The following is a 13,376-nucleotide window of genomic DNA, read 5'->3' as shown; positions in this document are numbered from 1 at the left end:
GCTAGGCGGCGTGCGCAGCTGCCGCGGCGGTCTTGGCCGCCGCCGCGGTGCTCGCGGCGAGTGCCGCCTTCGCCATCTCGCGGGCCTGCTCGAGCGTGTGCTGGCCGAGCTCGGCGCGCACGTCGGCCAGGGCCGCGGGGGTCATGGACAGGGTGGTGGCGCCGAGGCCGACGAGCACGACGGCGAGCAGCGGGTCGGCCGCGGCCTCACCGCAGATGCCGACGGCCTTGCCCGCGTCGGCACCGGCCGCACCGAGCTGCGCGACGAGGCGCAGGACGGCGGGGTGCCACGGGTCCTGGTAGGACGCGACGGTGCCGAGCATGCGGTCGGCGGCCATCGTGTACTGCGTCAGGTCGTTCGTGCCGATCGACACGAAGTCGGCGCTCGTGAGGACCTGCTCGGCCATCAGCGCGAGCGAGGGAACCTCGGCCATGACACCCGCGGTGCGGATGCCGAGCTCGCGGGCCAGGTCGACGAAGTACTCGGTCTCCTCGGCGTCGGCGACCATCGGCGCCATCACCCAGAGGTCCGCCTCGGTCGCGGCGTCGGCCTGCGCCAGCGCGGTGAGCTGGTCGCGCAGGACCTCCTCGTGGTTGCGGAGCGCCCGGAGACCGCGGCGTCCGAGCGCCGGGTTCTCCTCGTCCTTGTCCGTGAGGAACGGCAGCGGCTTGTCGGCACCGGCGTCGAGCGCGCGGACGACCACCTTCTTGCCGGGGAACGCCTCGAGCAGCTGGCGGTACGACTCGGTCTGCTGCGCGACGGTCGGCGCCGTCGGCGAGTCGAGGAAGAGGAACTCGGTGCGGAAGAGCCCCACGCCCTCCGCACCGAGAGCGACGGCACCCGCGGCGTCGGCGGGGCTGCCGAGGTTCGCGAGCAGCGGGACCGGGTGGCCGTCGGCCGTGGCACCGGCGGTGAGCGGTGCGGCCGCGACGGCGAGACGGTCGGCGATCCGACGCTCGACGTCGGCGACGAGCTCGGCGGACGGCTCGGTCACGACGGTGCCGGCGGCCGCGTCCACGACGACGGGGGTGCCGTCGACGAGACCGTCGGCCCCGGTGACCCCGACGATCGCGGTGATGCCCTTGGCGCGGGCGAGGATCGCGGTGTGCGAGGTCGGGCCGCCGTCACGGGTGACGAGCGCGAGGACCTTGTCGAGGTCGAGCAGCGCCGTGTCGGCCGGGGCGAGGTCGCGGGCGACGAGCACGAACGGCGTGTCCGACTCGGGCACGCCCGGCGCGGGGACCCCGCGGAGCTTGGCGACGATGCGCTGGGCGACGTCGTCGAGGTCGGCGGCGCGCTCCCCCATGTAGCCGCCCATGCCGACGAGCAGGTCGCGGAACTGGCCGAACGCCTCGAACACCGCGCGCTCGGCGTTCGTGCCGCCGTCGATGCGGGCGTGCACGTCGTCGAGGAGGGTCGGGTCCTGCGCCATCAGCGCCTGCGCCTCGAGCACCGCCTGGGCGTCGCCACCGGCGAGCTGCCCGCGCTTGTTGAGGTCCTCCGCCACGACCGCGAGGGCGTCGTGCACGGACTGCTTCGCGTCGTCCGCCGAACCCTCGAGCGGGGCCGTCGACGGTGCGCCGAGCGGGTCCGCCATCCGGAGCACGGGGCCGTGGGCGACGCCACGGCCGACGCCGGTGCCGAGCAGTTCGGACATTCGAGACTCCTTCATCTCACGCGGAGGTGCTTGGGGGTGCGAGCCGCGCGACGAATCGGGTCCGACCGCGGCGGCGTGCGATCACACTACCCCGATCCACGTTGACAAACAAACACATCCGGGGATAAAAATGCAGAAACAGGTGCCCGTTTGCGTCCGGCGGACGAACCGAACGGGCACGGTCCGCCGAGATCGTGTCCGAGCCGGTCCGTTCCGGCCCGACCGAGCAGCCCCGACCGAGCAGCCCGACCGTTCCACCCCGACCGCGAGACGACGAGGTCCGATGTACGCACCAGAGCGCCAGCAGCGCATCGTCGAGCGCGCCCGCTCGCAGGGGCGCGTCGACGTGAAGGACCTCGCCGAGCTGCTCGAGGTCACCCCGGAGACGATCCGACGCGACCTCACGAGCCTCGAGCGGCGCGGGCTGGTCCGGCGCGCCCACGGCGGCGCGATCCCGGTCGAACGGATCACGCTGCACCCGGGCGTCGGCGACCGCGGCGGCATCAACCAGGCCGAGAAGATGGTGATCGCCGAGGCGGCCCTCGCCGAGCTGCCGGAGAACGGCTCGGTCATGATCGACGCCGGCACCTCGACGATCTGCCTGGCCGAGATGCTGCCCACCGACCGCGGCCTGACCGTCGTCACGCACTCGCTGCCCGTGGCCATGGCGGTCGCGAACCGGTCCGGCATCGACCTGCACCTGCTCGGTGGCAACATCCGCAGCGACTCGCTCGCCGGCGTCGGCACCTGGACCCACCAGCTGATCGGGATGGTCAGCGTCGACGTGGCGTTCATCAGCATCAACGGGATCACCCCCGAGCGCGGACTGACCACGCACAACATGGCCGAGGCGGCCGTCAAGAGCGCGATGATCAAGTCCGCCCGTCGCAGCATCCTGCTCGCCGACCACACGAAGTTCGGTCGCGAGGAGTTCGGTCGCGTCGCCCCGTTGGCCGCGATCGACACGATCATCACCGACCCCGGTGTGAACGCCGATCTCGTGCGCGAGGTCGAGGCCGCCGGCACCGAGGTCCTCTGGCCCGGCCGCGACTGACCGGACCACGGTCCGTCCCGCCCGGACAGCCCCCGGAACCGCCCACCCCGCGCTCGCTAGCATGAGCGAACCACCCGTCGACAGGAGTCAACGCATGTCCGAAGCCACCCGCACCGTCACCGTCGCCAGCGCGTCCGGCCTGCACGCCCGCCCCGCGTCCCTCTTCGTGCAGACCGTCACCGCGTCCGGCCACCAGGTGACGATCGCCAAGGGCGACAAGACCGGCAACGCGGGCAGCATCCTCGCCCTCCTCGGTCTCGGCATCGAGAACGGCGACGAGGTCACCCTGACGGTGACCGGCGACGACGCCGACGCGACCGCGGACAGCCTGGTCGAGTTCCTGCAGACGGACCACGACGCGGCCTGAGCAGACCGGTCGCGCGACGCGACCACCTGACGGACGGGAGGCGCGGTGCCAGCGGGCACCGCGCCTCCCGTCCGTCCTGCGTTCGGCGAGGCCCGTCCCCGCGCGTCGATAGGGTGGTCGGCATGACACGCCTGCGCCTCGCATCCGTCAACGTGAACGGCGTCCGCGCCGCTTTCCGGAAGGGCATGGGCGACTGGCTCGACACGCGCGAGGTCGACGTGCTGGCCCTGCAGGAGGTCCGCGCATCGAGCGACGACCTGGCCGGGCTCCTCGGCGACGAGTGGGACATCGTGCACGACCCCGCCACGGCGAAGGGCCGCGCGGGTGTCGCGATCGCCTCGCGCCACCGTGCGCACATCCACCGCGTCGAACTGGGTCCGACGGACTTCGACTCCGCCGGACGCTGGATCGAGGCCGACTACGAGCTCGACGGCACCACCGTCACGGTCGTGTCCTGCTACGTGCACTCGGGCGAGGTCGACACCCCGAAGCAGGACGAGAAGTGGAAGTTCCTCGACGCGATGACCGAGCGGCTGCCGACGCTGCGCGCGCACAACCCGCTCGCGGTCGTCGTCGGCGACCTCAACGTCGGGCACGACCAGCGGGACATCAAGAACTGGAAGGGCAACGTCAAGCGCGCCGGGTTCCTCCCGCGCGAACGTGCCTACTTCTCGCGGTTCTTCGGCACCGAGGGCGAACCCGTCGAGGGCGCGGACGGCTCGACCGGCCCGGGCCTCGGCTGGGTGGACGTCGGACGCGACCAGGCCGGTGACGTCGACGGGCCCTACACGTGGTGGTCGTGGCGCGGCCAGGCGTTCGACAACGACAGCGGTTGGCGCATCGACTACCAGGTGGCCACGCCCGACCTCGCCGCGAAGGTCACGCAGTACACGGTCGACCGCGCCGCGGCGTACGACCAGCGATGGTCCGACCACGCTCCCGTGGTCGTCGACTACGAGCTCTGACCCGCTCCCCCTCCGCTCTCGCAGTACAGGAACAGCACCATGACCACGACGCGCATCTTCTCCGGCATCCAGCCCTCGGCCGGGTCCCTCCACCTCGGCAACTACGTCGGGGCGCTCATGCAGTGGCGCGACCTGCAGGACGACCACGACGCGATCTACTGCGTGGTCGACATGCACGCGATCACGTCGCCGCAGGACCCGGCGGAGCTCCGGGCGAGCACGCGGGCGACCGCCGCGCAGTACATCGCGTCCGGCATCGACCCGACGAAGTCGACGCTGTTCGTGCAGTCCCACGTGCCGGCGCACGCCGAGCTCGCGTGGGTGCTCAACACCCTGACGGGCTTCGGCGAGGCCAGCCGGATGACCCAGTTCAAGGACAAGTCGGCACGCCAGGGCGCCGAGGCGGCCTCGGTCGGCCTGTTCACCTACCCGATCCTGATGGCGGCGGACATCCTGCTGTACGACACGGCGGTCGTGCCGGTCGGTGACGACCAGCGCCAGCACGTCGAGCTGACGCGCGACCTCGCGACCCGGTTCAACTCGCGCTTCGGCGACACCTTCGTCGTCCCGAAGGCACAGATCGGCACCGAGACCGCTCGGATCTACGACCTGCAGGACCCGACGAGCAAGATGAGCAAGTCCGCGGCGTCGGACAACGGGCTGATCCGCCTGCTCGACGACCCGAAGCGCACCGCGAAGAAGATCCGGTCGGCCGTCACCGACACCGAGCGCGAGATCCGGGCCGACCGTCAGGCCAAGCCCGGTGTGACCAACCTGCTCGCGATCCTCTCGGCGTTCACGCGCACCCCGGTCGCGTCGCTCGAGGAGCAGTTCGTGGGCAAGGGCTACGGCGACCTCAAGGGTGCGGTGGCGGACGCCGTCGTCGCCGAGCTCGAGCCGGTGCGCGCCCGCACGCTGGAGCTGCTCGACGACCCGGCCGAGCTGGACCGGCTGCTCGCCGTCGGTGCGGACCGTGCCGAGGCGATCGCGCAGGCCACCCTCGCCCGCGTGTACGACCGCATCGGCTTCGTGCCGCGACGCCGCGCCTGACGATGCTCCCCGTGACGCTGTCGTCGGACCGGGTGCGCCTGACGGTGCCCACCCGGGCCGACACGGCTGCGATCACCGAGGGGTGCCAGGACCCGGCCGTGGTGCGGTGGACGACCGTCCCGACGCCGTACACCGAGCGCGAGGCGCAGACCTTCGTGGATGCGCTCGTCGGCCCCGGCTGGGCGTCCGACCGCGAGTACACGTGGGGCATCCGGCGGGCCGGCTCGGACTGGCTCGTCGGCGTGGTCTCCTTCCGCACCGAGCACCGTGACCTCGGCTTCTGGCTCGCGCCCGCCGCCCGGGGTGCCGGGATCATGCACGAGGCCGTCGAACTCGTGGTCGCGTGGGCGTTCGACCGTGGCGCCCCCGACGTGTACTGGGAGTGCTGGGAGGGCAACGTCGGGTCGGCGTCGGTCGCCCGCTCGGCGGGGTTCTCCTTCACCGGCACCGGGACCGCCCGCATCCCCGCCCGTGACGGCGGCCCGACGGTCGCGTGGACGGGGCTGCGTCGCGCCGACGGTGCGCCGGCGTCGGACCTGCCCTGGCCGACGGCGTCGTTCCCGGACGGCACCGACGGACCGCAGCACGCGGGCGCGCACCGGGACGGTCCCTGACACGCGCGGGCGTTCGCTGACAGGGGACCACCGGGTGACGGGTCACCGACGGCCGGTCGGTAGTGTCGGAGCGTGACCACGAACCCCGATCCGTCGGTCCGACCCGCAGAGGGCCGAGCGATGCGCCGCGCGCTCGAGCTCGCCGCGCTCGGGCCGGCCGTCGGCGACCACGCCCGGGTCGGCGCGGTGATCCTCTCCCCCGCCGGCGACGTGCTGGGCGAGGGCTGGCACCGGGGCGCCGGCACCCCGCACGCCGAGGTCGCCGCGATGGCCGAGGTGCCCGCCGAGCAGCTCCGCGGTGCCACCGCGGTGGTCACCCTCGAGCCCTGCAACCACGTCGGCCGCACCGGACCGTGCGCCCTGGCCCTGATCGAGGCCGGCGTCGGACGGGTCGTCTACGCGGTGGACGACCCGGGCGAGCACGCGCACGGTGGGGCCGACCGGTTGCGCGCGGCCGGGGTCGACGTCGTGTCCGGCCTGCTCGCCGACGAGGCCGAGGCCTTCCTCGAGCGCTGGCTCCTCTCCGTCCGCACCGGACGCCCGTGGGTGACCGTGAAGTGGGCGTCGAGCCTGGACGGACGGGTCGCCGCGGCCGACGGCACGAGTCGCTGGATCACCGGGGCGGCCGCACGGCAGCACGTCCACGAGCAGCGGGCCGCGCACGACGCGATCCTCGTCGGCACCGGGACCGTGCTCGCCGACGACCCGAGCCTGACGGCGCGCGGCGACGCGGGCGAGCTCCTCGCCGACCAGCCCCTCCCCGTCGTGGTCGGCGACCGCTCGGTGCCCGACACCGCCGCCGTCCGACGGCACCCGCGCGGCCTGCTCGAGCTCCCGGGGCACGACCTCGCGGGCGCGCTCCGCACCCTGCGCGACCGCGGCGTCCACTCGGTGTTCGTCGAGGGCGGTCCGACGGTCGCCTCGGCGCTCATCGCGGACGGCCTGGTCGACGAGGTGCTCGTCTACCTCGCCCCGGTCCTGCTCGGCGGCCCCCGGGTCGCGATCGGCGACGTCGGGGTGGGAAGCATCGGCGACCGCCGCCAGTTGGACGTGACGTCCACCACCAGCCTGGGCCCCGACCTCCTGGTCCGCGCTCGTCCCCACCGCCCCCGGACCGGCACCGGCCGGCCGGCGGAGGGGACCGCGCCCTCCGGAGCGGCTACGGCAGCAGACCAGGCACAGAACGACCGGAGCACCCCATGACCGACGCCCTCACCTCCCCCACCCCGGGCAGCCCGGTGCACTTCGAGGTCGCGACCGACGTCCCGACGACGCACGGGACGTTCGAGATGCGCGCCTACCGCGACCTCGTGACGAGTGCCGAGCACGTCGCGATCATCGCCCCCGCGCCGGACGGGTCGGCACCGGGCGACGACGCCCTGGTCCGCGTGCACTCGGAGTGCCTGACCGGCGAGGCGTTCGGCTCCCTGAAGTGCGAGTGCGGCCCGCAGCTCGACGCCGCGCTCGACACGATCGCCGCCGAGGGCGGTGTCGTGGTGTACCTGCGCGGTCAGGAGGGCCGCGGCATCGGGCTCATCAACAAGCTCAAGGCGTACCGCCTGCAGGAGGACGGGCTCGACACCCTCGACGCGAACCTCGCGCTCGGGCTGCCGGCGGACTCCCGCGAGTACGGCGGAGCCGCCGGGATCCTCGCCGACCTCGGCATCACGCGCGTCCGACTGCTGTCGAACAACCCGGAGAAGCGCCGCCAGCTCGAGGAGCACGGCATCACGGTGTCCGCGCTCGTGCCGCTCGTCGTCGGGATCTCCGCGCAGAACGCCGGGTACCTCGACACGAAGCGCGACCGCATGGGGCACCAGCTGCCCGCGCACCTCGAGGCCGACACCTCCAGCTGAGCGCAGGGCGTGCACCGGGGACCCTCGGTGGATTCGCAGGTGGACGACATCTGTCGTACGCTGGGTGCTCCGTCACGAGCGGGACCACCCACCGAACGCACCCGACCAGGACACGCGCCACCCCGCGCGGACCGGTCGGTGTCCGCAGCTTCGGCAGCCACCGCCGCGCTCGCCCGAGCGCTCCCCTCGGAGTCCCCCGCACCATGTCCGCCGCACCGGCACCCACGTCCGCCCCCACCCCGGCCCCCGCGCCGGCCGAGAACCCCCGGTCCCGCGTCGTCATCGCGAGCCTCGTCGGCACCTCGATCGAGTTCTACGACTTCTACGTCTACGCGACCGCCGCCGTCCTCGTCTTCCCCGCGCTGTTCTTCCCGAACGAGGACCCGACGGCCTCGCAGCTGTCGTCCTTCGTGACCTTCGCGCTCGCCTTCTTCGCCCGCCCGGTGGGGTCGATCCTGTTCGGCCACTTCGGCGACCGCGTCGGCCGCAAGGCCACCCTCGTCGCGTCGCTCCTCGTCATGGGGACCGCGACCTTCCTGATCGGCTGCCTGCCGACCTTCGACACCATCGGCATCTGGGCACCCGTGCTGCTCGCCGTGATGCGCTTCGCCCAGGGCGTCGGACTCGGCGGCGAGTGGTCCGGGGCCGCACTGCTCGCGACGGAGAACGCGCCGAAGGGCAAGCGCGGCGTGTTCGGGTCGATGCCGCAGCTCGGCGCCCCGATCGGCTTCCTGCTCGCCAACGGCCTGTTCATCGCGATCAACGCCGCGATGCCCGCCGGTGCGGACGGCACCCCGAACGCCGACTTCCAGGCGTGGGGCTGGCGCATCCCGTTCCTGCTCTCCGCGGTGCTCGTCATCGTCGGGCTCTACGTCCGGTTCAAGCTCGTCGAGTCGACCGTCTTCCGCGGCGTGCAGGAGACCGGCAGCGTCGCGAAGCTCCCGCTCGGTCGGGTGTTCCGGACCTCGTGGAAGGCCGTCATCGTCGGCACCTTCGGCATGGTCGCCACGTACGTCCTCTTCTACTTCATGACGACCTTCACGCTGAACTACGGCACGACCGGTGCCGAGGCGGGGCCGCTCGTGCCGAAGGTCGGCCTCGGCTACAGCCGCGGCGAGTTCCTCACGCTGCTCATGATCGGCGTCGTGTTCTTCGGCATCTTCACGCCGATCGCGGGCTGGCTGGCGGACAAGTACGGCCGTCGCCGCACCCTCATCCCCACGACGATCGGCATCGCCCTGTTCGGTCTGACGTTCCAGCTGTGGTTCGCCGCGTCGACCGGACCGATCACGGTGGTCACGTTCCTCGTCGTCGGGCTGTCGCTCATGGGCCTGACCTTCGGCCCGATGGGGGCACTGCTGCCGGAGCTCTTCCCGACGAACGTCCGCTACACCGGCTCGGCGATCGCCTACAACGTCGCGTCGATCCTCGGGGCGTCGCTCGCGCCCACGATCGCCCTGGCGCTCTGGCGGCCGGACGGGAACATCTTCCTCGTCGGCCTGTACCTGACGATCGCCGCGGTCGTGACGCTCGTCGCCCTGCTGTTCGTGCGCGAGACGAAGAGCCGCGGGCTCGCGGACGCGGACGCAGACGCAGACGCAACCGCAGCCACGGACGTGCACGCCTGACGGGTCGCCGACGCGACCACACGACGCAACGGGAGGCGCGGTGCCGGCTGGTACCGCGCCTCCCGTCGCGTCATCCCCACACCTCGGACGGCGCAGCACGCACCCACGTGACGGTGGGAGACTGGACGACGGCCGCCAGCACACCCCGCACGGGCGGCAGGAACCAGGAACGATGAGCCTCCCCTTCGTACGACGCAAGCAGTCCGACGGCCCCCGCGCGAGCTTCGGACGGCTGCTGACCTACCTGTTCGAGAACAAGCCCGCGATGGTCGTCATCATCGTGCTGAGCGTCCTCGGAGCCGGCGCCTCGCTCGCGCAGCCGCTGCTCGTCAACCAGGTGGTCACCGCCGTGCAGCGCGGTGACACGCTCTCGGTCCTGGTCTGGGTGCTGGTCGCGCTCGTCCTCGTGTCGGGCGTCCTGAACGGCGTCCAGCACTTCCTGCTCCAGCGTGCCGGCGAGGGCGTGGTGCTCTCCACCCGCCGCAAGCTCATCGCGCGCATCCTCAACCTGCCGATCTCCGAGTTCGACACCCGGCGTACCGGCGACCTGGTGTCCCGGGTGGGCAGCGACACCACCCTCCTGCGTGCCGTGCTGACGCAGGGACTCATCGAGTCGATCGGCGGCGCGCTGACGTTCGTCGGCGCCGTCATCGCGATGGCGGTCATCGACCCGCTGCTCCTCGGCATCACGGTCGTCATCGTGCTCGTCGCGATCGTCGTCGTCGGCGGGCTCAGCCGGCGCATCCGCGTGGCGTCGAAGCGTGCGCAGGAGAAGGTGGGCGACCTCACCGCCGCGGTCGAACGTGGCATCGGCGCCGTCCGCACGATCCGCGCCGCCGGTGCCACCGAGCGTGAGGTCCGGGAGGTCGACGGCCACGCCACCGAGGCGTACCGCCGCGGTCTCGACATCGCCCGGATGTCGGCGTTCGTCGTCCCGGTCGCGAGCATCGTCCTGCAGGTCGCGTTCATCGCCGTCCTCGGCGTCGGCGGGGCGCAGGTCGCGGCGGGCACCATCACGATCGCCACCCTCATCACCTTCATCCTGCTGCTCTTCATGATGGTCATGCCGCTCGGCCAGGCCCTCGGTGCGGTCGTCGCCGTGGCGCAGGCCCTCGGGGCGCTCGGCCGCATCGAGGAGGTCCTGCACCTGCCGACCGAGGACCAGGACGACGCCGCGGTCCGGGTCGCCGCAGCCGTCGAGACCGACGACGCGATCGCGTTCGAGCACGTCACGTTCCGGTACGCGCGTGCGGCCGACGCGTCGGGTGCGGACGGCGCGACGGCCGCCGACGGTGCGACGGACCGGTCGGGAGGCCCGGGTGCCGTCGACGACGCACCCGCCGCCGGCGACGTGGTGCTGGACGACGTGTCGTTCCGGGTCCCGCGCGGCGCGCGCGTCGCGCTGGTCGGCCCGTCCGGCGCCGGGAAGTCGACGACCCTCGCCCTGATCGAGCGGTTCTACGACCCGACCGACGGGGTCATCCGGCTCGGCGGCGTCGACGTCCGCGGGCTCGACCGTGCCGAGCTCCGCGCACAGATCGGGTACGTCGAGCAGGACGCCCCGGTGCTCGCGGGCACGATCCGGGCGAACCTGCTCCTCGGCTCGCCGGACGCCTCCGAGGAGGACTGCGTCCGCGTGCTCGAGGCGGTCAACCTCGGTGAGGTGCTGCACCGGGACCCCCGGGGCCTCGACGCGCAGGTCGGCGAGGACGGCGTCATGCTGTCCGGTGGTGAGCGGCAGCGACTCGCGATCGCCCGCGCGCTGCTGGCCGCTCCCCCGATCCTGCTGCTCGACGAGTCGACGTCATCCCTCGACGGTGTGAACGAGCAGAAGATGCGGCTCGCGATCGACGCCGTCGCCGAGGACCGCACCCTGCTCGTCATCGCGCACCGGCTGTCCACCGTCGTGGACTCGGACGTCATCGTCGTGCTCGAGCACGGCCGGGTCGTCGGCACGGGCACGCACTCCGAGCTCGTGCAGTCGACCCCGCTCTACCGCGACCTCGCGAAGCACCAGCTGCTCGTCTGACCCCGGCCCGGTGGATCAGGCGGCGAAGGGGTCCGGAGTCAGGACGTAGACCGACTCCAGGTACTCCTCGATGCCCTCGTGCGAGCCCTCGCGACCGAGGCCCGAGGACTTCACGCCGCCGAACGGGAACGCGGCGTTCGACACGACGCCCGTGTTCAGGCCGAGCATGCCCGTCTCGAGGCGTTCGGCGAGCCGCTGGCCCCGCCGGAAGTCCGTCGTGAAGGCGTAGGCGACGAGCCCGTACTCGGTGTCGTTCGCGAGCCGGATGCCCTCCTCCTCGGTCGTGAAGCGCGTGATCGACACGACCGGTCCGAAGATCTCGGTGGTGAGGATGTCCGAGCCGGGCTGCACCTCGTCGAGCACGGTCGGCGCGTAGAACGTGCCCGGGCGGTCGACGCGCTGCCCACCGGTCACGAGGGTCGCACCCCGCTGCACCGCGTCGTCGACGAGCCCCGCGGCCTTGTCCACCGCACGGTCGTCGATGAGCGGGCCGAGCGTCGTGCCGTCCTCGGTGCCCCGGCCGACCCGGAGCTCGTCGACCTTCGCGGTGAAGGCCGCGGTGAACGCGTCGGCGATGCCCTCCTGCACGAAGAAGCGGTTCGCGGCCGTGCAGGCCTCGCCCACGTTGCGGAACTTCGCCTGCATCGCGGCGGCGACCGCCTCGTCGAGGTCGGCATCGTCGAACACGAGCAGCGGCGCGTTGCCGCCGAGCTCCATGCTCGTCTTCAGCACGTTGTCGGCCGCCTGCTTGAGGAGTGCCGACCCGACCGGGGTCGACCCCGTGAAGGTGAGCTTGCGGAGCCGACGGTCGGCGATGATCGGCTCGGACAGTGCCTTCGCGTCGCGCGACGGCACCACGTTGAGCACGCCGTCCGGCAGACCCGCCCGCCGGAACAGCTCGACCAGGAAGAGCGTCGTCAGCGGGGTCAGGTCGGCGGGCTTCAGCACGACCGTGCAGCCGGCGGCGAGCGCGGGCCCGATCTTCCGGGTGGCCATCGCGAGCGGGAAGTTCCACGGCGTGATCGCGTAGACCGGTCCGACCGGACGGCGGAGGACGATGCCGCGGCCCGTCCCCTCGGGGTTCGTGCGGTAGTCGCCGTGGATGCGGACGGCCTCCTCGGAGAACCACCGGAGGAACTCCCCGCCGTACACGACCTCGCCCCGCGACTCCGCGAGCGGCTTGCCCATCTCGAGCGTCATCAGGGCGGCGAGGTCGTCCTCGTGCTCGTGGACCAGGTCGAAGGCACGGCGCAGGACGTCCGAGCGCGTCCGCGGCGCGGTCGAGGCCCAGCCCTCCTGCGCGGCCACGGCGGCGTCGAGGGCGGCGATGCCGTCCTCGGGCGTCGCGTCGGCGACCTCGGCGAGCACCGCGCCGGTGCTCGGGTCGCGGACGGGGAAGGTCGCGCCGCCGCTCGCGGGGCGCCACGAGCCGCCGATGTACAGGCCGGTGGGGACGTCGGCGACCGAGACGTGCTCGTCGCGGACGGTCGTGGTGGTGCTGGTGGTGCTGGTGGTGCTGGTGGTGCTGGTCACAGTACTGCTCCTCCGGGGCTCGCGAGCCCCTCGTCCGTGTCGCTGCGGTCGACGTGTCCGCCGGCCGCGCTGATCTCGGCCAGGGCACGCGCGCTCCGCTCGGCGTCGACGCCCGCCACGAGGTCCTCGTAGACGGCGACGTCGAAGCCGGCCGCACGCGCGTCGAGCGCCGACGCCCGGACGCAGTGGTCCGTGGCGATCCCGACGACGTCGACCGTGGTCACGCGTCGGTCCACGAGCAGGTCCGGCAGGGTCGTGCCGTCCTCCGTGGTCGCCTGGAACGCCGAGTAGTCGGGACGCCCACGGCCCTTGAACACGTGGACGTCGACGACGCTCGTGTCGAGGTCGGGGTGGTAGTCCGCCCCGGGCGTGCCGCCGACGCAGTGCACCGGCCACGTGTCGACGTAGTCGGGTCCCTCTGGTCCGGCGAAGTGTCCGCCGTTGTCGTCGTCCCCGTGGTGCCAGTCGCGCGAGGCGACGATCAGGTCGTACTCGTCGGCGTGCCGGCGGAGGAAGACGGTGATGCGCTCCGCGACGGCAGCGCCCCCGTCCACACCGAGAGCACCGCCCTCCGTGAAGTCGTTCTGGACGTCGACGACGAGCAGTGCCCTGGCCATGTGCCC

Annotated in this window: 11 protein-coding genes and 1 pseudogene; 9 read left to right on the top strand and 3 right to left on the bottom strand. The window is 72.7% G+C overall.

What is annotated here, in order from left to right; translation table 11 throughout:
• Window position 1: 1 nt before the first annotated feature.
• Window positions 2-1,657 (bottom strand): phosphoenolpyruvate--protein phosphotransferase, encoded by a 1,656-nt coding sequence (ptsP, locus tag Cus16_RS08470; RefSeq protein ID WP_069712192.1) that lies wholly within the window; start codon window positions 1,655-1,657, stop codon window positions 2-4.
• A gap of 283 nt (window positions 1,658-1,940) precedes the next feature.
• Here ptsP and Cus16_RS08465 point away from each other — a divergent pair, with 283 nt between their 5' ends.
• The 9 genes and pseudogenes from Cus16_RS08465 to Cus16_RS08425 all read left to right on the top strand — a co-directional run bounded on the left by Cus16_RS08465 (window position 1,941) and on the right by Cus16_RS08425 (window position 11,220).
• A complete protein-coding gene (locus Cus16_RS08465; protein WP_069712191.1) occupies window positions 1,941-2,711 on the top strand; it encodes a DeoR/GlpR family DNA-binding transcription regulator in 771 nt (256 codons plus the stop codon).
• 94 nt (window positions 2,712-2,805) lie between these two features.
• Complete coding sequence (locus Cus16_RS08460; protein ID WP_069712190.1) at window positions 2,806-3,078, top strand: HPr family phosphocarrier protein; 273 nt, start codon at window positions 2,806-2,808, stop codon at window positions 3,076-3,078.
• Between the two features lie 122 nt (window positions 3,079-3,200).
• Window positions 3,201-4,043, top strand: a complete 843-nt coding sequence (locus Cus16_RS08455) for an exodeoxyribonuclease III (RefSeq protein WP_069712343.1) — start codon at window positions 3,201-3,203, stop codon at window positions 4,041-4,043.
• A gap of 39 nt (window positions 4,044-4,082) precedes the next feature.
• Window positions 4,083-5,093: a tryptophan--tRNA ligase gene (gene trpS, locus Cus16_RS08450; protein ID WP_069712189.1), complete on the top strand. Its 1,011-nt coding sequence runs from the start codon at window positions 4,083-4,085 to the stop codon at window positions 5,091-5,093.
• 11 nt (window positions 5,094-5,104) lie between these two features.
• Entirely contained in the window at window positions 5,105-5,707 is a 603-nt protein-coding gene (locus tag Cus16_RS08445) for a GNAT family N-acetyltransferase (RefSeq protein ID WP_189319561.1), read from the top strand.
• 120 nt (window positions 5,708-5,827) lie between these two features.
• On the top strand, window positions 5,828-6,910 hold the full coding sequence (ribD, locus tag Cus16_RS08440) for a bifunctional diaminohydroxyphosphoribosylaminopyrimidine deaminase/5-amino-6-(5-phosphoribosylamino)uracil reductase RibD (RefSeq protein ID WP_083263824.1): 1,083 nt from the start codon (window positions 5,828-5,830) through the stop codon (window positions 6,908-6,910).
• A gap of 29 nt (window positions 6,911-6,939) precedes the next feature.
• Window positions 6,940-7,563, top strand: a pseudogene (ribA, locus tag Cus16_RS08435) (GTP cyclohydrolase II); the annotation flags it as partial.
• A 203-nt stretch (window positions 7,564-7,766) separates the two neighbouring features.
• The gene (locus tag Cus16_RS08430) at window positions 7,767-9,191 is read left to right on the top strand and encodes an MFS transporter (RefSeq protein WP_069712186.1); all 1,425 of its coding nucleotides are present in this window, start codon (window positions 7,767-7,769) and stop codon (window positions 9,189-9,191) included.
• A 172-nt stretch (window positions 9,192-9,363) separates the two neighbouring features.
• On the top strand, window positions 9,364-11,220 hold the full coding sequence (locus Cus16_RS08425) for an ABC transporter ATP-binding protein (protein WP_069712185.1): 1,857 nt from the start codon (window positions 9,364-9,366) through the stop codon (window positions 11,218-11,220).
• A 15-nt stretch (window positions 11,221-11,235) separates the two neighbouring features.
• Here Cus16_RS08425 and Cus16_RS08420 read toward each other — a convergent pair whose 3' ends face one another.
• A complete protein-coding gene (locus tag Cus16_RS08420; RefSeq protein ID WP_069712342.1) occupies window positions 11,236-12,663 on the bottom strand; it encodes an NAD-dependent succinate-semialdehyde dehydrogenase in 1,428 nt (475 codons plus the stop codon).
• 86 nt (window positions 12,664-12,749) lie between these two features.
• Window positions 12,750-13,370 (bottom strand): isochorismatase family protein, encoded by a 621-nt coding sequence (locus Cus16_RS08415; RefSeq protein WP_069712184.1) that lies wholly within the window; start codon window positions 13,368-13,370, stop codon window positions 12,750-12,752.
• Window positions 13,371-13,376 lie beyond the last annotated feature (6 nt).

Source organism: Curtobacterium sp. ER1/6, from assembly GCF_001742745.1.
GTDB lineage: Bacteria > Actinomycetota > Actinomycetes > Actinomycetales > Microbacteriaceae > Curtobacterium > Curtobacterium citri.
This window is presented reverse-complemented; position numbering and strand designations above follow the sequence as displayed.

What these genes read in the sequence shown, in the direction of transcription:
- Cus16_RS08425 (WP_069712185.1), top strand. Translation starts at nt 9,364, where the DNA reads ATGAGCCTCCCCTTCGTACGACGCAAGCAGTCCGACGGCCCCCGCGCG.
- ptsP (WP_069712192.1), bottom strand. Translation starts at nt 1,657, where the DNA reads ATGTCCGAACTGCTCGGCACCGGCGTCGGCCGTGGCGTCGCCCACGGC.
- Cus16_RS08460 (WP_069712190.1), top strand. Translation starts at nt 2,806, where the DNA reads ATGTCCGAAGCCACCCGCACCGTCACCGTCGCCAGCGCGTCCGGCCTG.
- ribD (WP_083263824.1), top strand. Translation starts at nt 5,828, where the DNA reads ATGCGCCGCGCGCTCGAGCTCGCCGCGCTCGGGCCGGCCGTCGGCGAC.
- Cus16_RS08465 (WP_069712191.1), top strand. Translation starts at nt 1,941, where the DNA reads ATGTACGCACCAGAGCGCCAGCAGCGCATCGTCGAGCGCGCCCGCTCG.
- Cus16_RS08430 (WP_069712186.1), top strand. Translation starts at nt 7,767, where the DNA reads ATGTCCGCCGCACCGGCACCCACGTCCGCCCCCACCCCGGCCCCCGCG.
- Cus16_RS08455 (WP_069712343.1), top strand. Translation starts at nt 3,201, where the DNA reads ATGACACGCCTGCGCCTCGCATCCGTCAACGTGAACGGCGTCCGCGCC.
- trpS (WP_069712189.1), top strand. Translation starts at nt 4,083, where the DNA reads ATGACCACGACGCGCATCTTCTCCGGCATCCAGCCCTCGGCCGGGTCC.
- Cus16_RS08415 (WP_069712184.1), bottom strand. Translation starts at nt 13,370, where the DNA reads ATGGCCAGGGCACTGCTCGTCGTCGACGTCCAGAACGACTTCACGGAG.